Source organism: Candidatus Pelagibacter sp. HIMB1495 (assembly GCF_052047955.1).
Lineage (GTDB): Bacteria > Pseudomonadota > Alphaproteobacteria > Pelagibacterales > Pelagibacteraceae > Pelagibacter.
Window position 1 is genome coordinate 519,328 of record NZ_JBNAIQ010000001.1, and the last position, 25,924, is coordinate 545,251.

Sequence of the window (25,924 nt, forward strand, 5' to 3'; positions counted from 1 at the left end):
TGAGTATGAAAATAACACTAAATTATTCTCCAAATTTTGATCCTAAAAAAAGAAAAAAAAGTGAAATAAAATTTATAGTTTTTCACTACACTGGAATGAAATCTGAAAAAAAAGCAATAGACAAATTATTAGATCAAAACTCCAAGGTTAGCTGTCATTATTTAATTAAAAATAATGGTGACATAATAAAAATGGTACCTGAAAATTATCAAGCTTGGCATGCAGGAATTTCTAGTTGGAAAAAATTTAAATCCTTAAACAAAAATTCTATTGGAATTGAAATAACCAATCCTGGTCATGAATTTAAATACAAAAAATTTTCAAATAAACAAATTTACTCATTGATAAAAATAACAAAGTATTTAGTTAAAAAATTTAAAATTAATTCTAAATCAATATTAGGTCATTCTGACATAGCACCAGATAGGAAGTTGGATCCTGGCGAGAAATTTCCATGGGAATTGTTATCAAAAAATAAAATAGGGATATGGCATAATTTAAATTTAAAAGAAATTGAGATATTTAGAAAATTTAAATTAAATAATTTATTAAAATTAAAATTTATCAATAACCTTTATAAAATTGGTTATCCCAGAAACTCAAAAATAAATAAAAATAAATATAACAAAATCATCACATTTGCATTTCAAAGGAGATTTAGACAGGAACTAGTAAATGGCAAAATTGATAAAGAATGTTTATTAATAAGCGAAAAATTAATAAAAAAGCTTAATTAATTTATCTTGTAATTTTAAAGTTTAATAATAAGTTTATTATGCCAGATAAATGACTTATCGCTTTAAATTTTTTAAAGAGGAAAGTCCGGGCTCTACAAGGACACAGTGCCAGGTAATACCTGGCGGGGGAAACCCTAGGGATAGTGCCACAGAAAATAAACCGCCATAACATGGCAAGGGTGAAAAGGTGTGGTAAGAGCACACCGGTTCTATTGGTAACAATGAACGCTGGAAAACCCCACTGGGAGCAAGACTAAGTAGAGATGACATTGTTGCAAAACTAAAAGCCGTCCTTGGCTAGTCATCAGGGTTAGTTGCTTGAGCTTAAGAGTGATCTTAAGCCTAGACAAATGATAGGTTTAAATGACAGAACCCGGCTTATAGTTTATCTGGCACTTCACAGTTTAAAAAACGAAAAAATAAAATATCAATAAAATTATCTTTATAGCTAGAAGCATAAATGTAAATAGAGCTTGAATAAGCATCCTTATTATCTCAGCAAACAAATAAGTGAAAAGGCTCGTTAATTTCAAACAATTACTTTAAATTTTCCTGAAAAAATGACTTTAATTGAGCAAAGAATCAATATTTGACTATCATTTTAAATACCCATATATTCCCAAATATTCCCATTTATGGAATTTATAAAATTAAAAATTTATGTTTTTATCTACTTACGAGAACAAATTAGACAAAAAGGGGAGAGTATCTGTGCCTGCTAGCTTCAGATCTCACTTGTCCAATTTAGGTTATAATGGGGTAATTTGTTATCCATCTTTCAATAATTCCTCGATAGAAGCATGTTCTCAAGACAGAATTGAAAAAATTTCCTCAGCGATAGACTCTTTAAATCCTTTTGAGGAAAAAAGAGATTATTTTGCAACATCAATATTAGCTGAAAGCACTAATTTACAGTTTGATAGTGAAGGTAGAATTTCTCTTTCATCAAAATTATTAAAACATGCAAAAATAAAAAATAGCATGTTGTTTGTTGGTCAAGGTCAAACTTTTCAAATTTGGGAACCAACAGCTTTTGAAAAATTTAAGACATCAGCAAGAAAAAAAGCAAATTTAAATCGAGCAAGTCTTAAATGGGAAAAACATTTAAACAACAACGAGGGGAAATAAGATGACAATTAACTTTAAAGCACCAGAGATAAAAGAACTTCAGCCACGACTTTTAGTTTTAGGAGTAGGTGGAGCTGGAGGAAACGCAATAAATGAAATGATTGATAATAAACTTCAGGGAGTAGAGTTTATTGCTGTAAATACAGATGCTCAAGATTTAAAGTTAAGCAAAGCAAAAACTAGAATTCAAATTGGTTTAAATTTAACTAAGGGTTTAGGTGCAGGTGCAAAATTAGATATAGGACAAGCGGCTGCCGATGAATCTTTAAATGAAATTGTAAATACACTTCAAGGTGCAAATATGGTTTTCATTGCAGCTGGTATGGGTGGTGGAACGGGCACTGGTGCTGCTCATGTCATCGCTAGAGCTGCTAAAGAATTAAATATATTAACTGTAGGTGTTGTGACTCTTCCATTTTTATATGAAGGCCCCTCTAGAATGAGGAGAGCACAACAAGGATTGGAAGAATTAAGAAAACATGTGGATACTATAATTGTAATTCCAAACCAAAACTTATTTAAAATTGCAAATGAACAAACAACTTTTGAAGAGTCTTTTAATCTTTCAAATAATGTTTTGATGCATGGAGTACAGAGTATTACAGATTTAATGGTAAGACCTGGGTTAATTAATCTTGATTTTGCTGATGTTGAAACTGTAATGGCTTCAATGGGTAAAGCAATGATGGGAACTGGAGAAGCTGAAGGTGAAGGTAGAGCACTTAAAGCTGCAGAGATGGCAATCAGCAATCCATTAATTGACGATTATACTTTAAAGGGTGCTAAAGGGTTACTAGTAAATATCACTGGTGGTAAAGACTTAAAACTTTTTGAAGTTGATGAAGCAGTTAACAAAGTAAGAGCAGAGGTTGATCCAGAAGCTGAGTTAATTATAGGAGCAATAACTGATGCTGACTTAGACGGAAAAATGAGAGTTTCAATTGTTGCAACTTCATTAGATGGACAACAACCTGAATCTAAATCAGTAGTAAATATGGTGCATAGAATACAAAATCGTAATCCTGGTTACTCTGATTTTTCAAATATGGGGTCTCCTGCATTTAATTTTTCAAATTCATCAAGCCCAATTACTCATGGTGCTAACGCTCTTAAGGTTGAGAATGAAATGGTTCAAGAACAAGAGCAAGTAAGCGTTGAAAACAATATGATGAACGAAAATTTCACTTCAGAAAACAGTGTAATAACAGAAAACATTGTCGAAGACAGCACTGTAAATGAAATGGAAAAATCTTTTACTCAAGAAGCAGTAGAAACATTTGAAGAAAAAAATAATGATGAAAATGTTCAAGAAGAACCATCAAACGATCTAAAGGAGTTTGGCGTAGATTCTGACTCTCCAGATTTATTTAGCTCAGAAAGTGAAAACTCTTCACCTTCAGATTTGTTGAATTCTGAGGATCAAGAAGATGAAGATGATCTTGAAATTCCTGCTTTCCTAAGAAGACAAAAAAATTAATGGTCTTCAAAGAAATAAATGGAAGCCACCATAGTACCGGATGTGCAAAAACATTATCCTGTACTGCTAAAAGAAATTATTAGCGTTATCACCCCTCAACATGGTGGCACATTTATAGACTGTACATTTGGTCAAGGTGGATATTCAAAAAAAATACTAGAGTTTGAAAATACAAAGGTAATAGGACTTGATAGGGATATTGAAAGTCAAAAAATTGCAAATTCAATTTTAAATGATTTTGAAGATAGATTTGTTTTCAAAAATTTAAAATTCAGTCAATTAACTAATTTAAAAATTAAGAACGAAAATATCAAAGGTGTTATTTTTGATCTTGGATATTCATTAACACAAATGAAAGATCCAAAAAAAGGATTATCTTTTAACTCAATGACAGATTTAAATATGCAATTGGGTTTAAATAACTATTCAGCTGCTGATGCTATAAATAAACTTAATGCAAAAGAGTTGGAGAAAATTTTTAAATACTTTGGAGATGAAAAAGATGCGAAATATATTTCTAAAAATATTATAAAAGAAAGATTAAATAAGAAAATTGATACACAGGGTTTAATTAAAATTGTTGATAAATCAAAAATAAGAAAGAATTTTAAAGTTCATAATTCAACTAAAGTTTTTCAAGCTCTTAGAATTTTTGTAAACAAAGAAATAAGCGAATTAATTTATGGACTGATAAATGCTACAAAAGTACTAAAAAAAGGAGGTGTTTTAGCTGTCGTTACGTTTCACTCTTTAGAAGATAAAATTGTAAAATATTTTTTAAAAAGTCTTTCTCAAAATAAAAGTATTTCAAGATACACACCTCAAACAGAACAAAAAGAAACTCTTTTTAATTTAAGTCAAAAAAAACCAATTGTTCCATCTGATCTTGAGATAAAAGAAAATCCTCCTTCGAGATCTGCAAAACTAAGATATGCAATTAAGAAAAGTGATTTCTTTAATTTTGACACGGATGTAGAGGAAAAATTTAAAAATTTTTTAGAAATAGAAAAGTTTGGAGATAAACTTTGAAAAAATTATTACTAGCATTAACAATTATAATTTTAGTTTTGACCACAGCAATTATCAAAAATACCACAAAAAAAATCGAAGATAAAATATTTGCTTATAAAGAAAGTGTAAGACTTTTAAAATCAGATTTAGAAAATATTCAGTTGGAATATGATTATCTAAGTTCTGCTGAAAAATTATTAGAATATCAATCTTTATATTTTGAAGATCAATTAGTTCAAAAAAAAATAGAAGATATTAAAATTTATAATATTTCAGAAAATGTAAATAAATTAGATGATTATAAAATAACTAAGGAAAAATGAGCAATTTCAAAGAAAGATTAACAATTGAAGATCACAAAAATGATTTTGATTATAAAAAAAGCAATACTGGATTAAATATTCAATTTAATCGAGTTGCTTTTATTTTTTTTGTCTTTTTTGTTATTTTTTCAATATACACAATACATTTAATTCATTTAGGATCTCGAGAGGCAAAAATTGAAAATACAAGCATCACAGTTCCTTTCAGTAGTGATCTTTATAGAGCAGATATTTTAGATATTAATGGAAATTATTTAGCAAAAACGGTTAAGTCCGTTGATGTTGGTCTTAAAACTTCAGACATAATTAGTAAAGAAAAATTACTGTTAAGTCTAAAAATTATTTTCCCAAACAAAGATTTTAATGAAATTGAAAAAAAAATAGAAAACAAAAAGTTTTTTTATTTAGAGAAAAAAATTTCAGAGGAAAAATATGAGCAAATTATGAAGTTAGGAGATAAATCTCTTATCCCTGAAGAAAAAGTGCTTAGAATGTATCCACAGAAAAATCTTTTTAGTCATATTTTAGGACAAATAGATAATGATAATAATGGTATTTCTGGATTAGAAAAATCTTTAAATGAAAATCTCAGATTATCTAGAGACCCAATTAAATTAACTGTTGATAAAGACATTCAATTTTTAATTAGAAAAGAATTATTAAAATATCAGGAAATTTTTAAAAGCAAAGGAAGTGCAGCAATTTTAATGGATGTTAATAATGGCAATATACTCTCTTTAGTTTCGTTACCTGATTTTAATCCAAATGAGAGAAAAAATATCTCAGATGTAAATTATATTAATAGAGTAACAAAAGGAACATATGAACTTGGTTCAGTTTTTAAGGTTTTTACTTTTGCAAGTGCTTTAAATGAAAAATTAATTGAACCAGATACAGAATTTTTAGATTTACCAAAATCAATTAAGTGTGACAGATATAGAATTGGAGAATATGATAATGAAATACCTTCAGATTTAACTGCTGAGCAAATTTTAGTTAGATCTGGAAACATAGGATCTGTACGAATTGCACAAAAAGTTGGTCCAGAAAAATTTAAATCTTTTTTAGAGGATATTGGAGTATTGAAACAGATCAATTTTGACATTGAAGAAGTGGCACCTCAAATTGACTATGATTTTGGAAAATGTAGATTGGCAACAGCCTCTTTCGGTCATGGAGTAGCAACAACCATTCTTCAGCTAGCGAAAGGATATGCTATTTTGGCTAATGGTGGCTATGAAGTAAAACCAACATTGGTTTTTAAGGAAAATAATAAAAAAAATAACAACAGAAGAATAATTAATAAAGGAATTTCAGAACAAGTTGTTAATGCTTTAAGAAAAATTGTTAATACAAAGGAGGGTACCGCTAGATTTGCAGATGTTCAAAATTATGAAATTGGAGGCAAAACAGGCACAGCCGACCAACCAGAAGGAGGAAAATATTCAGAGGCAAAAATAAATACTTTTAGTTCGGTATTTCCAACATCAAATCCACAATTTGTATTTGTTGTGATGTTAGATACACCAAAAAAATCAAAAGATTACTATTATAAGTATAGGCATAGAAAAGGTGGATGGAAGGGAACACTTTATAATACAGCTGGGTGGACATCAGTAGAAGTAGCAGGCAAAGTAATTGACAAAATTGGGCCTATTTTAGCCACAAAATATATACAGGTTGACTAATAATGTTACTTGGAAATTATTTTGATGGTATCCACAAAAATTATAAAAAATTATTTTTTTCAGGTATCTCTTTTAATACTAGATCGTTAAAAAAAAATAATATTTTCTTTGCAATTAAGGGAAACAGTATAGATGGAAATAAATTTATTTCTAAAGCTATAAAAAAAGGTTCTAAAATAATTGTAACAGAACAAAAAATAAAAAATTTTTGTAATGGAATTTTGTTTATAAGAACAAAAAATATAAGAAAATTATTAGCAGAAGTCGCATTTAAAATTTACAACGAAATCCCAAAAAATTTAGTAGCCGTTACAGGAACTAATGGAAAATCTTCAGTTTCTGAATTTTATCTTCAAATAATGAAATTAAATAAAAAAAAAGTTGCTTCAATTGGCACACTAGGAGTTAAATCAAAGAATATTAATTTAAATTTATTTAATACAACAACTGATCCAATTAAATTAGGCCAAATCTTACAAAAATTAAAAAAAGAAAAAGTTGATAATGTTATCATGGAAGCTTCTAGTCATGGATTAAAACAAAATAGATTAGATGGGTTAAATTTTAAATCTGGAATTTTTACAAATTTGTCTCAAGATCATCTTGATTATCATAAAAATTTAAAAAATTATTTAAAAGCAAAACTTTATTTATTTGAGAATTTAATAGAAAAAAAAGGAAACATAATTACAGATAAAAATATACCTCAATATAAAACAATCAAGAAAATCTCTTTAAAGAAAAAATTAAAATTATCAGCAATAAATGAAAAACAAAATAATTTTCAAATATTATCTCATAGATACGACAATGAAAATCAATTGATTAAAATAAAAAATAAAAATTCAATTAAGGAAATTAACCTAAATTTAATAGGTAAAATTCAAATCAAGAATATTTTAATGGCTGCAATTGCAGCACAAAAAAGTAATTTAAATTTTGAAAATATTTTAAAAGTCTTACCAAAATTAAAACCAGTTGAAGGTAGATTAGAAAAAATTGGAACAATTAAAAATAATTCGATTGTTATTCTTGATTATGCACACACTCCTGATGCTTTAAAAGTTTGTCTTTTAAATATTAAGGAGCAATTTCCTGATAAAAAGTTAAACCTTTTATTTGGTTGTGGGGGGAATAGAGACCAAAACAAAAGAATGAAAATGGGTAAAATAGCAAGTATTTATGCAGATAATGTCTATCTAACTGATGATAACCCTCGTTACGAAAACCCGGTAAATATAAGAAAAGATATTAAAAAAGGTATTAATGCTAAGAAAATTACAGAAATTTCTAATAGAGAAATGGCAATATCTGAGGCCATTAAAAATTTAAAAAGTGGAGATGTTTTATTGGTTGCAGGAAAAGGGCACGAAAACACACAGGAAATTGGTAAAAAGAAAATCAAATTTTCTGATAGAATAAAAATTCTTAAAGAAATCAATAAAAAAAATAAAAATTTATCCAATCAATTAAAAATAAATATAATTAAAGAACTTTCTAACACTGAAAAATTACCAAAGTCTATTTCTATAAATAATGTGAGTATTAATTCTAATGAAGTACGAAAAAACGATGTTTTTTTTGCTATAAAAGGAAAAGTAAATGATGGAAATAAATTTGTTTCACAGTCTTTTAAGAAAAAAGCATCATTAGCAATTGTAAATAAAATTCAAAATAATCTAGATGATAAACGGCAGATAAAAGTTAAAAACACCTTAAAATTTTTAACAAATGTTTCAAAAGTGTACAGAAAAAATATAAGCACCAACATTATAGCTATCACAGGTAGTTGTGGGAAGACTACGCTAAAAGAATTATTGGGAAGTGTGTTGGGAAAAATTGCAATTACAAGTATATCGCCAAAGTCTTATAACAATAAATTTGGAGTTCCTTTAAGTCTTCTTAATATTAAAGAAAATGATCAATATGGAGTCTTGGAAGTAGGAATGGATAAAAAGGGTGAGATTGATTATCTAACAAAAATAATTGAGCCAAATGTTGGAGTTATTACAAATATAAATTATGCACATGCAAAAAATTTTAAAAATATAAAACAGATTGCCTTAGCAAAATCAGAAATTATAAATAATATTAAATTAAATGGTTCTATTATCTTAAACGCAGATGACAAATTTTTTAAACTTCATAGGCAAATTTCTAAAAAGAGAAATCTTAAATTAATTTCATTTGGTATCAAAAATAAAAGTGCAGATATTAAGTTAATAGATATTAAATCCTTTGGAAAAAATTTTAAAATTAAAATTAGATTTATGAATAAAACTAAACATTTTATAATCTCTGATGATTATCAAAACAATATTTATAATATTCTATCTGCATTAGCTGTTATTAGTTTGAATTCAAATATATTTAATTTAAATAAAAATATTTTTTTAAAATTTAAAATTCCTGATGGAAGAGGGGACCATTCAACAATAAAAATAAATAATAAAAAAATAAATTTAATTGATCAAAGTTATAATTCAAACCCGCTATCATTAAGTTCTGCTATTAAAAATTTTGACAAAATAAAGTCAAACAAGTCTAAAAAATATTTGCTGCTTGGAGATATGTTGGAGCTTGGCAGTTATTCTAAAAAACTTCATGAATCTATTGCTCCGTTAATAAATCAAACTAAAATTGATAAGGTTTTTGTAAAAGGAAAACTAGCTTCTTTGATATATAAAAAAATATCGAATAGTAAAAAAGGCAAAATATTAAGTAACAATTCTCAGATCGATGATTTGATTAGAAATGATCTTAAAAATGATGATTATTTAATGGTTAAAGCCTCACTTGCGACAGGTTTCAATAAGATAGTTAATGAAATAAAAGGTTTAAATTAAATGCTTTACCAGTTTCTATTAAATTTTGTTGATACTTTCGGCTTTTTAAACGTCTTCAAATATTTAACTTTCAGAACTGGTTTATCCTTTTTTACTTCATTAGTAATAGTTTTGTTTATTGGAGGTCCTTTTATAAAATTTTTTTCAAATCAAAAAATTTTTAATCCAATTAGAGATGATGGACCTGAAGATCATATAGTTAAAAAAATTGGAACTCCAACAATGGGTGGAATAATTATTTTACTTGGCCTAATAATTTCAGTTATTTTATGGGCAGATTTATCAAATAATAATATTTTATTTTGTTTATACATTGCCATTTCATTTGGATTACTCGGTGCATTTGACGATTATAAAAAAATTAAGCAAAGTAATTCCTCTGGTATTTCATCAAAGTTTAAAATAATCGCACAGATTATATTAGCGTTATTAGGAGTGAGTTTGTTTGTCTATTTGAATGATTATCAAGATTTAAATAATTTATATTTTCCTTTTTTTAAAAATTTAATAATTAATCTTGGATGGTTTTTTATACCTTTTGCTGTATTTGTAATTATAGGTTCTTCTAATGCTGTAAATCTTACAGATGGTCTAGACGGTTTAGCAACGGTACCAGTAATATTGGTAGCAGCTTGTTTTGCATTTATAAGCTATGTAACTGGAAATATTGTTTTTTCAAATTATTTACAAATTCCTTACATTGAAGGAACAGGTGAAGTTGCAATTTTTTGTGGAGCAATTATTGGAGCTTGCTTAGGATTTTTATGGTTTAATGCTCCTCCAGCTAAAATTTTTATGGGAGACACAGGCTCTTTATCTTTAGGTGGTTCTTTAGGAGCAGTAGGTATTATAACAAAACATGAGATTGTTTTAGCGATAACGGGAGGTCTTTTCGTTTTAGAAGCAGTCTCCGTAATGGTTCAAGTAATTTCATTTAAACTTACAGGAAAAAGAATTTTTAGAATGGCACCCATACACCATCATTTTGAGAAAAAAGGTTGGCCTGAATCTACCGTAGTTATTAGATTTTGGATTATCTCAATAATTTTAGCAATGATAGGACTTGCTACGTTAAAATTAAGATAATGAAAAATAAAAAAAATATTTTTTTAAGAAAAAAAATATTAATATATGGATTAGGTAAAAGTGGAATATCTTCATATAAATTTTTAAAACAAAAAGCTGATGTTTATCTTTTCGATGACAACTCAAAAATAAATAAAAAATTAGTTAGTTTAAGTAAAATTTCAAAAATAAGTTTTGATGTAATTATTATTAGTCCAGGAATAGATATTTCAAAATGTAAATTATCAACATTCTTGAAAAAAAATTTACAAAAAATTTATACAGATCTTGATGTTTTTTACTCTTTTTATGATAATTTAAGCATAACAATCACAGGTACTAACGGAAAATCAACCACAGCAAAAATACTACATGATGCTTTGGTTGATCAAAAAAAAGATGCTCGATTAATTGGGAACATAGGAAATCCAGCACTCGCAGAGAAAAAAATAACTAAAAAAACTATTTTTGTGATTGAAGCCTCGTCGTATCAGCTAGATTATTCAAAGATTTTTAGATCAAAATATAGCTTAATTCTAAATATTTCAGCAGATCACATTGAAAGACATAAGAACCTAAAAAATTACGTTAATGCAAAATTTAAATTAATCGAATCTCAAGTTAAGGGAAATTTTGCGTATGTTAAAAAAAATGATTCATTAATTTCAAAAAAAATTAAAAAAAATAAATTTAAGTCAAAAATTTATATTGTTGATATTTCAAATTTGAAAAACATAATTGATAAGATTAGCAATAAATACTTTGCTTCCGACGGTAATAGAGAAAATCTCTCATTTATTTTTGAAATTGCACCTAAATTGAAACTATCTAAAAAAAGATTAATACAAACAATTAATAATTTTAAGGGACTTGATTATAGGCAACAAATTGTTTTTGATAAAAAAAATTTAACAATAATAAACGATTCAAAATCAACAAGCTTCGCTTCTTCAGAAAATATATTAAATAATTTGAATGATGTTTATTGGATTTTAGGAGGAATACCAAAAAAAAATGATAAGTTCAAATTATCTAAAATAAAATGTAAAAATATAAAAGCATTCATTTTTGGTTCATATAGAAATAAGTTTCATAAAGTTTTAAGAAATAAATTAAAGGTTAAAAAATATAAAACTTTACATGAAACCTTACATGCAATTTTCTTAGAGATAAAAGATCAAGAAATTAAAAAAAATATAATTTTTTTTAGTCCTGCCGGTGCATCATTTGATAGTTTTAAAAATTTTGAAGATAGAGGTAATTACTTCAATAAAATAGTTAAAAAATTAATATATGCAAAGTAACAACATAATTTATAAATTTTATTATCAGTGGTGGAAAAATATTGACAAACCTTTATTGTTTTTAGTTAGCATTCTATTCACTATTGGACTTTTTTTCTCATTAGTATCAACATCACTAATAGCTTCAGACAAATTAGATACCAACAATTATTTCTTTTTTTTTAAACATTTAATTTATGTAATTATTGGAGTAATTCTTATTTTTATTTTTTCATCTTTAAATCAAGATAAATTGTATAAATTTTCAATAATTCTCTTTTTAATTTCATTACTCTCTTTGTTTTTAGTACCTATAATTGGCATAGAAGTTAAGGGATCAAGGAGATGGATCGATTTATTTTTTTTACCAAGATTTCAACCCATAGAAATAGTGAAACCTTTCTTGATTGTAATTCTTGCAATTATTTTATGTAAAAATGAAACCAATATTTTATTCAAATATTTAGCATCAACAATTTTAATGACTTTAGTTTCTTTGCTTCTGATAATTCAGCCAGACATTGGCCAAACATTATTAGTAGTTTTTTTATGGGCCGTTTTGATATTTTGCTCAGGTATTAATTTATATTTTTTACTCACAATCTCTTCTATTGGATTAATTTTGTTGTCTTATATGATTATTTACATACCAAAATTTAATTATATTAAAGCTAGAATTTTTTCATTTTTTGATAAAGAAACAGGCACTCATAATTTTCAATCAGATAAAGCAATAGAGTCAATAACAAGTGGAGGTTTTTTTGGAAAAGGGATAGGAGAAGGAACACTAAAAAATAGAGTACCAGAAGCGCATACTGATTATATTATTTCAGTAATTTCTGAAGAGTTTGGTGTGATTGCCATAATTTTAATCTTAATTTTGTTTTTAGTCTTAATTTATATGGTTTTTAAAAAAATAAGTTTCGAAACTGAGGAGCAAAATAAACTTATTTTAATTGGATCAGTAAGTTTAATTCTTATGCAGGCCACAATTCATATTGGAGTTAATATAAGATTATTTCCAACAACTGGAATGACATTACCTTTTTTGAGTTATGGAGGTTCTTCAATTGTAAGTACCTCAATATTGACAGGTATAATTTTAAACTTAACAAAAAGAAAAATATAATAAGTGAGAGAAAAAGTATTAATTTCCACTGGAGGTTCTGGAGGACATGTCATTCCCGCAATTACAATTCATGACCATTTAAAAGAAAAATATGACACAATAATCTCAACAGATTCTAGAGGGTTAAAATATTTAAAAAAAAATGATTATAGATTTATCTTAATAGATACACCAAAGTTTAATAGCTTAATACTTTTTCCTTATAAACTATTTAAAGTCTTAATATTAACAATTAATTCTCTAAAAATATTAAAAAAAGAAAAAATTTCTTACTTAATTTCAACGGGTGGGTACATGTCCTTACCTTTATGTTTAGCAGCAAAAATTCTAAATATTAAAATTTTTTTAATTGAACCAAATATGGTTTTAGGAAGAGCGAATAAATTTTTTTTAAATTTTTCTAAAAAATTAATTTGTTATTCAAAAAACTTAAAAAATTATCCAAAAAAATTTGAAAATCAGAAAAAAATTTCAAAACCTTTTATAAGAAAAAAATATTATGAAGCAAATTTATATAAAAAAGATGTAAATTTATTTACCATTATGATTATTGGGGGTAGTCAAGGAGCTAAAATTTTTGATACACTTATTAATGAATCAATTTTGAGTGTCTCAAAATCTTGCTTAATTAATGTAATTCATCAAACTAGTGAAAAAAACATCAACTATTTAAAAAATTTTTATAAAATTAATAATATAGAGAGCAATGTTTTTAGTTTTGATCAAAATTTAAATGAACTTATGAAACAGTCCGATTTATGTATATCGAGGTCAGGCGCTTCAAGCTTAGCTGAAATGTCATTAATGAATGTTCCTTTTATCGCCATACCACTTCCTAGTTCTAAGGATAATCATCAATATGAAAATGCTAAATATTATTATGATAAAGATTGTTGCTGGATAATTGATCAAAAAGAATTTGATAAAAAGAAATTTGAAGAATTATTGTTAAAAATATTAAAGAAAGACGAAGATTATGTCGCAAAAAAAGAAAATCTAAAAAAATTAAATTATCAAAATACTTGGAATAATGTTAATCAAAATTTATTGGGAATCTTAAATGAAAATTGAATTAGCTAAATCAGAAGTTATTCATTTTGTTGGTATAGGTGGGATAGGGATGAGTGGCCTTTCAATGATTATGAAAAGAAAAGGTTTTAAAGTTCAAGGAAGTGATATCTCAAATAATAAAAATATTAATAGGATTAGAAAAGAAAAAATCAAAGTTTACGTTGGACATAAAAAACAGAATATAAGTAAGGCTACAATTTTGGTTGTTTCTTCAGCAATTAAACAAAATAACCCAGAATTAATTGAAGCAAAATCAAAAGGTCTACCAATATACAAAAGAGGCGAAATGCTAGCAAACATTGTGTCTCTTTCTAAAAATATTGTAGTTGTCGGATCTCACGGCAAAACAACAACTACTTCTTTAATTGCATCAATTTTTCAAAATACAAAAATAGACCCGACGATTATTAATGGAGGAGTTATAAATTCAATCAATAATACAGCAAAATTAGGTAAAAGTGATTGGTCTATTTTGGAGGCAGATGAGTCTGATGGTAGCTTTATATTTATTCCGCCAACTTACTCTATCATAACTAACATTGATAGAGAGCACATGGATTTTTATAATTCAATGAAAAAATTAAATAAATATTTTATTAATTTTGTTGAGAAGGTTCCATCTTTTGGAAAATCATTTATCTGTTTAGATGATAAGAATAATAAAAATTTAATTAAAAATATTAAAAAGAAAAATTTTTATACATATGGTGAAGATTCTAAATCAAACTTTTCTATAAAAAATATAAATCAATATAAAGAATTTTCAAAATTTGATTTATTAATAAAATTACCAAATAAAAAAAATCGTTTCTTAAAAAATATAATAGTTCCTCTTTTAGGAAATCATAATATTAAAAATGCAGTTGCGGCTCTTGCAGTATCGTTGACTGTTGGAATATCAATATTTGATATAAAAAAAGGACTTAAAAATTTTAAAGGTGTTCAAAGAAGATTTAATAAGATTTTTTCTTTTAATAATGTTGATTTTTTTGATGACTATGCACATCATCCAACTGAGATAAGAGAAGTACTTAATGGGGTAACGAAAGTATATAAAGGTTATGAGAAGATATGTATTTTTCAACCCCATAGAATATCAAGAGTAAAAGATTTAAAAAAAGAGTTTAGTTACGCTTTTAGAGATGCTGATAAAGTAATTTTATTTCCAATTTATAATGCCGGTGAAAAAATGAAACTCGGATTTAGTTATCTTAGTTTTGCAAAACAAATTATTAAAAATTCGAGGGTTGAATTATTGATGATCGAGGATCAATTGCAATTAGCAAAATATGTAAAAAGTAATATTTATGGAAAAAAAATTGTCATTGGTATGGGCGCTGGTTCAATTTCAAGCTGGATGAGAGAACTACCCAAATATTTATAATGAAAACTAACATGAAAGAACTGTCAGAAGAGTTTGGTCAAAACCTAAAGCTAGACTGTGATTTAAAAAAAAAAAATTGGTTTAATATTGGTGGTAAAGCTAAAATTTATTTTAAAGCAGATAATTTAAAAGATTTAATCAAATTTTTAAAAATTATAGAAAATAAAGAAAATATCTTTGTCTTAGGTGGAGGATCCAACACATTAATAACTGACGACAAATATAACGGTGTAGTAATCAAGCTTGCAAATAATTTTAATAACTTATCAGTTCTGTCAGATGATATAATTATTGCAGGAAGTATTGTTAGTGACAAAGCATTATCAGAATTCGCATTAGAAAATAGTTTAGGTGGTTTTGAATTTTTGTCTTGTATACCAGGTACAGTTGGCGGTGGTATTAAAATGAATGCTGGTTGTTTTAATAGAGAATTTAAAGATATCCTAATTTCGATTCAAGCAGTTACTAAATCTGGCCAGGTAGTAACTATACCTGCAAAAGATATAAATTTTAAATACAGAGATAGTGGTTTATCTGATGACCTTATTTTTTTAAGCGCCTCTTTTAAAGGGTTTAAGAAAGAAAAAGAATTAATCCAAAATGAAATGAATTTTTTAAAAGAAAAAAAAGAAAAAGCACAACCAACAAGAATTAAAACCAGTGGAAGCACTTTTAAAAACCCTTTAGATCAATCTAAAAAAAAGGTTTGGGAACTAATAAAAGAGTCTGTTCCATTAGATATTTCTTTTGGTGATGCATATATTTCAGAAAAACACTGTAATTTTTTTGTAAATAAAGGTAATGCTAAATTTAAAGATATGAAGAGTTTGATTGAATATGTGTCAAAAAATGTTTTTGAGAAAACAGGTGTAAAGTTAGAAACTGAAATTAAAATTTTAGAATAAATTGAAAAAAAAAATACTAATACTTTCAGGTGGAATATCAAAGGAGAGATTAATAAGTCTTGATACAGGTAAACAGGTTGCCAAAGAGCTGAAAAAAAATGGTTATAAAATTCATATTTCTGAACCAGATAGATCTTTATCTTTAAATATCAAAAAATTTAAACCTGATATAATTTTTAATGCATTGCATGGTCAATTTGGAGAGGATGGATATATCCAAAGTATTTTAGAGAAATTTCAAATTCCTTATACTCATTCTGGTGTTGTTGCTTCATCTTTAGCTATGGATAAAGAAATTTCAAAAAAAATTTTTATAAAAAATAAAATTAATACACCAAAATTTTTTGTTTATAATTATGGTTATAAATCATCTACCTTAATAAAAAAAATTCAGTCAAAATTAAAATTTCCTGTTGTCATAAAACCTTTAAATGAGGGTTCAAGTGTTAATGTTTTTATATGTAACAAATCTAATCTAACACAAAAAGTTAAATCACTAAAAGATTACAAAAAAATTATGATCGAGCAATTTATTGGAGGAAGAGAAATTCAAGTAGCAATTATGGGCAATAAAAAACTTGGAGCAATTGAATTAAAACCCAAAAGAGCTTTCTATGATTATCAAGCAAAGTACAACACAAATGCAAAAACTAAACATATAATCCCTGTTGATTTACCAAATAAAAAATTAAATCAAATATTGAATATTGCGTTTAAAGCACACAACATCATCGGTTGTTCTGGTGTAACTCGATCAGATTTTAAATATTATAATGGAAGATTTTATCTATTAGAAATTAACACACAACCTGGTATGACAAAATTATCTCTCGTACCTGAAATAGCTTCTTATGAAGGAATTAGTTTTTTGAAATTAATTGAATGGATTTTAAAAGATGCATCAAAGAAAAAGTAAAAAAATATTAATTTACTTTTTTTTATTAATTTTAGTAGGTTCAATAAATAATAACTCAATAAATAATTTAAAATTAGAAAAAGTAAAAAATGTAAATATTTTTGGTTTAGAAAAAAAAGATCAAAAAGTTATACTTTATAATTTAAATAATTTAGAATTAAAAAATATATTTTTTATTAATAAAAAAAAAATTCAAAATATAATTGACTCTAATTCATTAGTTGAAGAGTACAATGTAATTAAAAGATACCCTCATTCAATTAATATTAATATTAAGAAGACAAGTTTTGTTGCCAAGATTAACCAAAATGGAAAATTCTATTTAATTGGAGCTAATGGCAAATTATCAGATAATAATAATTCAGGAATACAACTGCCGTATATATTTGGAAATCCAGAGATAAAAGAGGTATTGAAATTAAAAAAAGTTATTGATCAATCAAATATTGATTATTCACAAATAAAATCTCTATATTATTTTAAATCAAAAAGATGGGATTTAAAATTTACTAACAGCTTAGTAATTAAACTACCTGAGAAAATTGAAAAAGAAATTTTAGATAAAATATCAATTTTTTTAAAAAATATTAAATTAGAAAATAAAGAAATTGTGGATGCTAGAATAAAAAATCAAATTATAATTTTAGATGAATAAAGAAATTGATTTTGAAACTTATTTAATAATTTCTTATGGAAAGTTTGAAATATTTTTATCAGATATTAAAAATCATAAAGATATATATAAGGAAGAACTTAAATTTAGAGATGTTTCAAAAAAACTAGATTTTAATCTTTTAAATGATTTTTTAGAAAACAATATTTTTAAAATTGAGAAATTAGCAGGAAATTTTGTAAACAATATAAATATAGTAATTGAAAATAAATCAGTTCTTACTTCTAACATAGGTATAAAGAAAAAAAATTATACTGGAGAAATTACCGAAATAATTTTGGAAAGTATGCTTACAGATGTTAAAGATTTATTTAAAGAAAATTATAATAAATATAAACTCTTACATATGATTATTGATAAATATACAATTGATGGTGTAAGTTATACTTCTTTGCAAGATCAAATTATTAATGATGAAATTTGTCTAGAAATTAAACTTATTTCAATACCAAATTTAATAATATTTGAAGTTGAAAACATTTTAAAAAAATATCAAATTCAAGTTAATAATTATATAGAGAAAGGTTACATGAAAGATTTTTTTCTAGACGAACAATTAGATATCTCTCAAATGGCACATGAGTTGAGAAATGGTATAAATAAGAATGAAGTTCAAATAATTTCAAAATTTCCAAAAAAAATAGGTTTTTTTGAGAAGTTTTTTCAATTATTTAGTTAATTTTGTTTTTTCTCGTAACAATAGTTGTTTTTTATTAATCCAATATTCAAATTAAAAGTTAGACATGTCGTATCTAACTCAAAAAACAATTAAGAACAATATTTCATTTAGCGGTATCTCTCTTCACAGTGGTTTAGATGTTAATGTTTGTATTAAACCTGCATCTCCTAACAATGGTATAGTTTTTAAAAGAGTGGATTTAAAAAATAATAATCTTGTTTATCCAAATTTTATGAATGTCACCAATACATCATTAAATACAACTATTGAAAATGAATTTGGAGTCAAAGTCTCAACCATTGAACACCTAATGTGTGCATTATTTGGATTGGGTATAGACAACGTATTAATTGAAATTAATAATGAAGAAGTTCCAATATTAGACGGCTCTGCCAAGATATTTATAGATAAAATTATTTCAGCTGGAATAGAAACCAGTGAACATCCAATTAAAATAATAAAGATAAATAAAGAAATAAATTACTCTGAAGGTGATCGTTACATAAATATCAAACCATCAACCTTAAGTTTAGATATTGACTTCGAAATTAAATACAAAAACTCTGTAATTGGTAATCAAAGAAATAAATTTAAAATATATGAAGATGATTTGACCGATGTTTATAATTCAAGGACATTCTGTCTTTATGAAGATATTGAAATGATTAAAAAAAAAGGTTTAGCCAAAGGTGGAAGTTTAGAAAATGCTGTAGTGGTAAAAGATACTAAAATTTTAAATCCAGAAGGACTTAGAAATAAAAAAGAATTTGTAAATCATAAAATTCTAGATTGCATCGGCGATCTTTACACTGCGGGATATAGAATTGTTGCAAGTCTAAATTGTTCCCAGGGAGGACACTACTTGACAAATCAACTTTTAAGAAAAGTATTCTTGAATAAAGAAAATTTCTCAATTGTAGAAATAAAAGAAAAAAACCTTCCTCATTCTTTGATCAATCGGAGTTTTTTGAGGTCAATAGCATAATTAAAAAGATCACTTTTAAAATTCATTTTAAAAAAGTATAACAAATAGTATGAACAAAGGCTTTTTACTATTTTTTGCACTAATATTATTTGTATCATGCTCTAAAGATGTTGAAAAAAATTCAGTAATAAAACAAAAAAGTTTAGATCTACAAATAAAAGAAGCGTATTCAGAAGGTTTAGAAGCACTTGAGCAAGGTGATGTTTTGTTTGCAGCTAGAAAGTTTAATGAAGTAGAGATCTTATATCCTCAATCTGATTTAGCCCCAAAAGCTTCTCTTATGGCTGCTTACTCTTACTATAGCCAAGATTACTATGAAGATTGCATAATGGAATTAGATAGATTTATAAAAATATATCCAAAAAATAAAAATTTAAATTATGCTTATTATATGTTGGGTATTGCTTATTATGAGCAAATAATAGATGAAAGAAAAGATACGTTCTCAATTTTAAAATCTAAAAATTATTTTCAATATGTAGTTAAAAATTACCCAAATACAGAGTATGCATTTGATGCAGCTTTTAAGATTGAATTAATTAATGATATTTTAGCTGCAAAAGAGCTTTATGTGGGCAGATATTATGTAGATAGAAAAAAATGGATTCCTGCTATTAACAGATTTAAAAACGTCATAAACGATTATGATACTACTATATATGTGGAAGAAGCATTATTTAGATTAGTTGAAATATATTATTTATTGGGACTTACAGAAGAATCAAAAAAATACGCAACATTGTTGGGTTATAATTATCAATCTTCAGAATGGTATGAAAATTCATACGCATTGTTTGATGAAAATTATGAAAAAATTAATAGAAATGAAGATAAAACAAAGAATAATTTAAGAAAAAAAATTAAAACATTATTTAATATAGATGAATAAAAAAAAAATTTATTCAGATTATTTAAAAAAAATTAATTTACTTAAACAATACAACAAAGCTTATTACGAGGAAAGCAATCCAAAAGTTACAGACGAAGAATATGATAATTTAAAGCATGAAATTTTGAAGTTAGAGGAAAAATATGAATTCTTAAAGTCTGAAGAATCTCCACAAAAAATAGTTGGCCACAAACCATCAAAAAATTTTAAAAAAGCTCTGCATAAAGTTCCAATGCTATCACTAGGTAATGCATTTTCTGAAGAGGATTTAATTAATTTTGAAAAAAAAATAAAAAATTATTTATCAATAAAAAATGATTTTGAAATCAATTATAGTGCTGAGCCAAAAATAGATGGAATATCTGCCTCTTTAACTTACAAAAAAGGTGAGTTTTATAAGGGTCTTTCAAGAGGAGATGGAAAAGAAGGTGAGGAAATAACAGAAAACCTCAAAACAATAAAGGATATTCCCAAAAAAATTTCTTACAAAGATTTTCCAGAGGAAATAGATATTAGAGGTGAAGTCTTTATTCAAAATAGTGATTTTAAGAATTTAAAAGAAAAATTTGCAAATCCTAGAAATGCAGCATCAGGTTCGTTGAGACAAAAAAATCCTGAAGAGACAAAAAAAATACCTCTGAAATTTATTGCTTACACATTTGGATATGAAAAGGGTTTAAAAATTAATAATCAATTTGATTATCTAAAAAAATTAAATGAATGGGGTTTCAAAACAAATCCATTAAATATTTTAAGCTCAGGTATTAAAAACTTAATGAAGAACTACCAAGAAATTGAAAAAAAAAGAGCCGATTTAAATTTTGATATAGACGGGATAGTCTACAAGGTTAATGATTTCACAATTCAAAAAAGATTAGGAAACGTAGCTAACGCACCTAGGTGGGCAATTGCTCACAAATTTTCATCTAATAAAGCTGTATCTCAAATTTTAGACATAGAGATTCAAGTTGGTAGAACTGGTGCCTTAACACCAGTTGCAAAGATCAAGCCAATTAATATTGGAGGCGTTATAGTTTCAAATGCAACCTTACATAATGAAGATGAAATCAATCGAAAAGATATTAGAGTAGGTGATACAGCTGTTATAGAGAGAGCAGGAGATGTTATACCTCATATACTTTCTGTAGATATAAAAAAAAGGCTAAAAAACTCAAAAAAATTTATTTTTCCAGAAAATTGTCCTTCATGTGGATCAAAGACAATTAAAGAATTCAACAAGATAACAAAAAAAGTTGATGCTGTTAGGAGGTGTTCTAGCGAAGGTTATTATTGTGATAAAATATCAATTGAAAAATTAAAACACTTTGTCTCAAAAGAAGCATTTAATATAGATGGTTTTGGAAAGAAAATAGTTGAAAGCTTTTGGAAATTAAAATTAATTAAATTTCCTCAAGATATTTTTAAATTAGATTATTTTAAAATTGAAAAGTTAGACGGTTGGGGAAAACTATCTGTTCAAAATTTAAAATATTCAATAGATCAAAAAAAAAATATTTCTTTAGAAAAGTTAATCTATTCATTAGGGATAAGACATATTGGATTAGAAAATGCAAAATTGTTATCTAAACATTTTGTATCATTTTTAAAATTTAAAAATTTATCTAAACAAAGTGATTATGAAGATTTGTTGAATATTGATGGGATTGGTGAAACTCAGGTAAATTCAATTAAAAGTTTTTTTTCAAATGAAGCAAACCTAAAAGTTTTGGATGAATTAGAAAAAGTTTTAGTGGTAAAAAATGCTACTCAAAATTCTGAGGACGGTTTGTTAAAAAACAAGACTTTTTTAGTCACAGGGAAATTAAATGGAATTAGTAGAGCAGAAGTTAAATCTTTGATTGAAGAAAATTCTGGCAAAACAGTTAGTGGTGTCTCTAAGAAATTAAATTATTTAATAATTGGAGACAAGCCGACAAAGAAGAAAATAGATAGTGCCAAGCAGCTTAAAATAAATCTAATAGATCAAACTGAATTTTTGAAAATGCTAAATAAAACTAGCTAACCACTTTCTCTCATTTGGATTTAAATATTTTGAAATCTTTGAATAAACTTCTAAGTGATATTTAAATAGATAATTTTTTTCATTAACTGTTAATAAATCAGAATTAATAAGATCTTTCTCTATAGGTGCCAGAGTTAAGTTATGAAATAACAAATTTTTATTTGTTTTTTTAACATAAACTAAATTTTCAATTCTGATGCCATATTCATTAGTTTTATAATACCCAGGTTCATTACTTAAAATCATACCTTCTCTTATTTTTACTGTATTTATTTTTGTAATAGATTGAGGCCCTTCATGAACATTAAGAAAAAAGCCAACACCGTGTCCTGTGCCATGTGCATAATCTAGATTACTCTTTTTTAAATGTTTTCTCGCTCTCTCGTCAATTTTTTTACCTGTATCATAATTATTAATATTAGTCGTAGCTACAGCAATATGGCCTTTCAATACTTTTGTAAAAATATTTTTGATATTTTGTTTTTGTTTTGAAAAACAAATTGTTCTTGTTACATCAGTTGTCCCATATTTATATTGTCCTCCAGAATCGCAAAGAAATATATCCCTCTTATTTATAATTCTACATTTTTCTTTCTTTGCACGATAATGAACAATTGCTCCATTTTTACCAGAGCCTGCTATCGTATCAAAACTAGGATAAAGAAAGTTTTTATTTAATTTTCTAAAGTTTTCTAATTTCTTAGCTGCTTCTACTTCTGTAATTTTTTTCTTATTAATTTTTTTAATCCAAAACAAAAATTTAGTTAATGCTACTCCATCTAAGATGTGTGCATCAATCATATTCTTAATCTCAGTTTTATTTTTGATTGCTTTTAAAAAATAAATTGGATCTTCTCTTTTTATGATCTTAAATTTAGACTTAATTAAATTTTCATAAAATATTGAACAAGATTTATCATCAACAATAAAATTTTTTCCTTTTAGATGTAGTATTTTATTTGGTAAAGTATTTATTTCTAAAAATTCATCTTTCTTAATAATTTTATTTTTTAATAATTGTTTACATTTTTTTTGATTTGATATTAGTAGTATTTTTTTTGACTTACTTACTATCAATCTTGAATTAGGAATTGGACTGTTGGGGCCATCTCCACCTCGTATATTTAAAGTCCATGCAACATTTTCTGGTGCACTAATAAAAATATAATCTGATTTGTTTTTTTTTAAGTATTTTGATATTTTATTTAATTTTGAATTAATACTTTCACCAACAATATTTTTATCTAAAGAAAAAAATGGAATAGAGGTATATTTTTTTTGATTTTTAATTTCATCAATTAGATTTTTTTCAACATGTTTAATTTTGTTATATTTTAAAAAATAATTTTTTATTTGAGTATTTGTAAATAACTTTGGATCTATACCAAGCGTGAGATTTTTAAACAAACTACAATTTATTAATTTTTCAAACCCGTAAATTTTAAAATTTTTTCCACTCTCAATTTTACTTTGAATTGTGTATCTTCCGTCAGTAAACAAATAATTTTTATTTTTAAGAATTATAGCTAGACCAGCAGATCCACTAAAATTTGAAATAACTTCTAATCTATTTAATTTTGAATATTCTGTAAAAAAATCATCATTTTTTGGAATTATGTAGCCATCAATTCCGTATTTTTTAAATTTACTTCTTAATAATTTTATACGTTTCTTCATTTAATTCTCTTTTGATATCTTATCCACCCGGGACTTCTTGTTCCTTCTTCAACTTCAAAATCCTGATTAAACTCAAAATCATCATCATTGTTAATGTTTTCATCAAAGAAAGAATTTTTTTCTAAATGTTTTTCTGGTAATTCATCAATGAATCGTGAAGCCATACTGTCTATCCAATCCCCTTGGTAAAATCTATTCATTGAGAAAGAAATTATAGCTTTTTTCTTTGCTCTTGTAATTCCCACATACGCTAGCCGTCTTTCTTCTTCTAGACCATTTTGACCTTTTTCTTCAATAGATTTTTGATGTGGAAATAATCCTTCTTCCCATCCAGGTAAAAATACAACATCAAATTCCAAACCTTTTGCTGCATGCATTGTCATCATATTAATTTTTTCACCATCCCATTCTTGATCAACTGACGTTGCTAACGATACGTGTTCTAAAAAACTCTCTAAATTATCAAATTCTTTCATAGCACTTAACAACTCTTTGATATTTTCTAGTCTATTTTCATTATCTAAATCTTTTTTATTTTTAAGCATTGCTGAATAACCGGATTCATCTAAAACAATCTGTAATAGCTTTATGTGATTTGATTTCTTTATGGTTAAATCATTTCTCCATTTGTTTAGAGAATTAATAAACAAGCTAAGTCCAATTTTAGCTTTTGGCTTAATTAAATTTTGCTCAAGCATTTTTATTGATGCTCTTTCTAAATTTAAATTATTTTCCTTAGCAAACTCGTGAATGTTTTTTAAGGTGCTATCACCTATTGATCTTTTTGGATTGTTAACAATTCTTTCAAAAGCTAAGTCATCTTTCTCTTGATGAATTAATCTTAAATATGCAACACAATCTTTAATCTCAGCTCTTTCATAAAATTTTGTACCACCTAATATCCTATATGGCATACCAATTTTGAGAAATCTTTCCTCAAATTCACGTGTCTGAAAAATGGCTCTAACCAAAATTGCAATATTATTATATGAAAATTTTTTTTTTATTTTTTTTTCTATTTCATCAGAAACACCAATTGCTTCATCTTTACCATTTTTAAAGCAGTTTAATTTAACTAAATCTCCTTCCTCCATGGTAGTAATCAAGGTTTTTCCAACTCTATTTTGATTATTGGAAATTAGATTTGATGCAACTGATAAAATATTTTGTGAAGATCTGTAATTTTGCTCTAATCTTATTACTTTTGTATTTTTATAGACTTGATCAAATTCCAAAAAGTTTTTGATCTCAGCACCTCTCCAGCTATAAATTGATTGATCATCATCACCAACGCAGCAAATATTTTTATTTTTTTCAGAGAGAAGATTAAGCCATTTACTTTGAATAAAATTTGTATCTTGATACTCGTCAACTAAGATGTATTTAAAATTTTTAGAATATATTTCTCTAATATCAGGGTTAAATTCTAAAATTTTTACTGTATGTAAAATTAAATCACCAAAATCACAGGAATTTAAATCAGTTAATTTTTGTTGATATATTTTGTATAATGGAAGAACTGTTTTCTCATATATATCTTTTTTATTTGTAATTACTTCGCTAGGATAAAATCCTTTATTCTTCCACCTATCAATTATTGCAAGTATAAATCTTGGAGATAATTGTTTGATATCGATATTTTCTGCTTTGCATATATTTTTTATTAATCTAATCTGATCGTCTGTATCTATAATAGTGAAATTCGAGTTTAATTGTGCAGCTGAAGCATGTTTTCTTAATAATTTTGCACAAATTGAGTGAAATGTTCCCAGCCAAGAAAGACCAACAGCAGCAGATCCTAAAATTTTACTAACTCTATTTTGCATTTCTTTAGCAGCTTTATTTGTAAATGTGACTGCAAGAATTTGATTAGGAAAAGCTTTTTTTTCTTTAATTATATTTGCTATTCTTGATGTTAGAACTTTAGTTTTTCCTGAACCAGCGCCAGCTACTATTAAAAGAGGACCATCTAGATGCATTACAGCCTCCTTTTGTGCTTCATTTAAACCATTTAAATATTCTCTATTTATCATTC

The 25,924-nt window shown here is 25.9% G+C and carries 21 protein-coding genes and 1 other RNA gene; 20 read left to right on the forward strand and 2 right to left on the reverse strand.

Annotated elements, in window-relative coordinates:
• Positions 1–5 precede the first annotated feature (5 nt).
• From ACTTAW_RS02710 to ligA, 20 genes are all read left to right on the forward strand, one after another.
• The gene (locus tag ACTTAW_RS02710; RefSeq protein ID WP_440651028.1) at positions 6–737 is read left to right on the forward strand and encodes an N-acetylmuramoyl-L-alanine amidase; all 732 of its coding nucleotides are present in this window, start codon (positions 6–8) and stop codon (positions 735–737) included.
• Positions 738–778: 41 nt separating this feature from the next.
• Positions 779–1,134: RNase P RNA component class A (rnpB, locus tag ACTTAW_RS02715), an RNA gene on the forward strand.
• A gap of 263 nt (positions 1,135–1,397) precedes the next feature.
• Positions 1,398–1,865 (forward strand): division/cell wall cluster transcriptional repressor MraZ, encoded by a 468-nt coding sequence (gene mraZ / locus ACTTAW_RS02720; RefSeq protein WP_440633823.1) that lies wholly within the window; start codon positions 1,398–1,400, stop codon positions 1,863–1,865.
• A 1-nt stretch (position 1,866) separates the two neighbouring features.
• Entirely contained in the window at positions 1,867–3,342 is a 1,476-nt protein-coding gene (gene ftsZ, locus ACTTAW_RS02725; RefSeq protein WP_440651029.1) for a cell division protein FtsZ, read from the forward strand.
• An 18-nt stretch (positions 3,343–3,360) separates the two neighbouring features.
• Positions 3,361–4,371: a 16S rRNA (cytosine(1402)-N(4))-methyltransferase RsmH gene (rsmH, locus tag ACTTAW_RS02730; protein ID WP_440651030.1), complete on the forward strand. Its 1,011-nt coding sequence runs from the start codon at positions 3,361–3,363 to the stop codon at positions 4,369–4,371.
• Positions 4,368–4,676 (forward strand): cell division protein FtsL, encoded by a 309-nt coding sequence (locus ACTTAW_RS02735; protein WP_440651031.1) that lies wholly within the window; start codon positions 4,368–4,370, stop codon positions 4,674–4,676. The genes rsmH and ACTTAW_RS02735 overlap by 4 nt, the downstream gene beginning before the upstream one ends.
• Positions 4,673–6,364: a peptidoglycan D,D-transpeptidase FtsI family protein gene (locus tag ACTTAW_RS02740; RefSeq protein WP_440651032.1), complete on the forward strand. Its 1,692-nt coding sequence runs from the start codon at positions 4,673–4,675 to the stop codon at positions 6,362–6,364. The genes ACTTAW_RS02735 and ACTTAW_RS02740 overlap by 4 nt, the downstream gene beginning before the upstream one ends.
• Before the next feature lie 2 nt (positions 6,365–6,366).
• Positions 6,367–9,210: a UDP-N-acetylmuramoyl-L-alanyl-D-glutamate--2,6-diaminopimelate ligase gene (locus ACTTAW_RS02745; RefSeq protein WP_440651033.1), complete on the forward strand. Its 2,844-nt coding sequence runs from the start codon at positions 6,367–6,369 to the stop codon at positions 9,208–9,210.
• Entirely contained in the window at positions 9,211–10,296 is a 1,086-nt protein-coding gene (mraY, locus tag ACTTAW_RS02750; RefSeq protein ID WP_440651034.1) for a phospho-N-acetylmuramoyl-pentapeptide-transferase, read from the forward strand.
• Positions 10,296–11,579, forward strand: a complete 1,284-nt coding sequence (murD, locus tag ACTTAW_RS02755) for a UDP-N-acetylmuramoyl-L-alanine--D-glutamate ligase (protein ID WP_440651035.1) — start codon at positions 10,296–10,298, stop codon at positions 11,577–11,579. The genes mraY and murD overlap by 1 nt, the downstream gene beginning before the upstream one ends.
• The gene (locus tag ACTTAW_RS02760) at positions 11,569–12,687 is read left to right on the forward strand and encodes an FtsW/RodA/SpoVE family cell cycle protein (RefSeq protein ID WP_440651036.1); all 1,119 of its coding nucleotides are present in this window, start codon (positions 11,569–11,571) and stop codon (positions 12,685–12,687) included. Before murD ends, ACTTAW_RS02760 begins: the two co-directional genes overlap by 11 nt.
• Before the next feature lie 3 nt (positions 12,688–12,690).
• Entirely contained in the window at positions 12,691–13,758 is a 1,068-nt protein-coding gene (locus ACTTAW_RS02765; protein WP_440651037.1) for a UDP-N-acetylglucosamine--N-acetylmuramyl-(pentapeptide) pyrophosphoryl-undecaprenol N-acetylglucosamine transferase, read from the forward strand.
• Complete coding sequence (murC, locus tag ACTTAW_RS02770) at positions 13,748–15,142, forward strand: UDP-N-acetylmuramate--L-alanine ligase (protein ID WP_440651038.1); 1,395 nt, start codon at positions 13,748–13,750, stop codon at positions 15,140–15,142. The genes ACTTAW_RS02765 and murC overlap by 11 nt, the downstream gene beginning before the upstream one ends.
• Positions 15,142–16,047: a UDP-N-acetylmuramate dehydrogenase gene (gene murB / locus ACTTAW_RS02775; protein ID WP_440651039.1), complete on the forward strand. Its 906-nt coding sequence runs from the start codon at positions 15,142–15,144 to the stop codon at positions 16,045–16,047. Before murC ends, murB begins: the two co-directional genes overlap by 1 nt.
• Before the next feature lies 1 nt (position 16,048).
• Positions 16,049–16,963, forward strand: a complete 915-nt coding sequence (locus ACTTAW_RS02780) for a D-alanine--D-alanine ligase (RefSeq protein WP_440651040.1) — start codon at positions 16,049–16,051, stop codon at positions 16,961–16,963.
• A complete protein-coding gene (locus tag ACTTAW_RS02785; RefSeq protein WP_440651041.1) occupies positions 16,944–17,618 on the forward strand; it encodes a cell division protein FtsQ/DivIB in 675 nt (224 codons plus the stop codon). Before ACTTAW_RS02780 ends, ACTTAW_RS02785 begins: the two co-directional genes overlap by 20 nt.
• A complete protein-coding gene (locus tag ACTTAW_RS02790; RefSeq protein ID WP_440651042.1) occupies positions 17,611–18,315 on the forward strand; it encodes a hypothetical protein in 705 nt (234 codons plus the stop codon). The genes ACTTAW_RS02785 and ACTTAW_RS02790 overlap by 8 nt, the downstream gene beginning before the upstream one ends.
• A 64-nt stretch (positions 18,316–18,379) precedes the next feature.
• Positions 18,380–19,300: a UDP-3-O-acyl-N-acetylglucosamine deacetylase gene (lpxC, locus tag ACTTAW_RS02795; RefSeq protein ID WP_440651043.1), complete on the forward strand. Its 921-nt coding sequence runs from the start codon at positions 18,380–18,382 to the stop codon at positions 19,298–19,300.
• 49 nt (positions 19,301–19,349) lie between these two features.
• Positions 19,350–20,189 (forward strand): outer membrane protein assembly factor BamD, encoded by an 840-nt coding sequence (locus ACTTAW_RS02800; protein WP_440651044.1) that lies wholly within the window; start codon positions 19,350–19,352, stop codon positions 20,187–20,189.
• Positions 20,182–22,212: an NAD-dependent DNA ligase LigA gene (gene ligA, locus ACTTAW_RS02805; protein WP_440651045.1), complete on the forward strand. Its 2,031-nt coding sequence runs from the start codon at positions 20,182–20,184 to the stop codon at positions 22,210–22,212. Before ACTTAW_RS02800 ends, ligA begins: the two co-directional genes overlap by 8 nt.
• Here ligA and ACTTAW_RS02810 read toward each other — a convergent pair.
• Together ACTTAW_RS02810 and ACTTAW_RS02815 are read right to left on the reverse strand one after the other, a co-directional pair.
• Positions 22,195–23,889 (reverse strand): M24 family metallopeptidase, encoded by a 1,695-nt coding sequence (locus ACTTAW_RS02810; protein WP_440651046.1) that lies wholly within the window; start codon positions 23,887–23,889, stop codon positions 22,195–22,197. The two genes, ligA and ACTTAW_RS02810, sit on opposite strands and share 18 nt — an antisense overlap.
• Entirely contained in the window at positions 23,886–25,922 is a 2,037-nt protein-coding gene (locus ACTTAW_RS02815) for an ATP-dependent helicase (RefSeq protein ID WP_440651047.1), read from the reverse strand. The genes ACTTAW_RS02810 and ACTTAW_RS02815 overlap by 4 nt, the downstream gene beginning before the upstream one ends.
• Positions 25,923–25,924 lie beyond the last annotated feature (2 nt).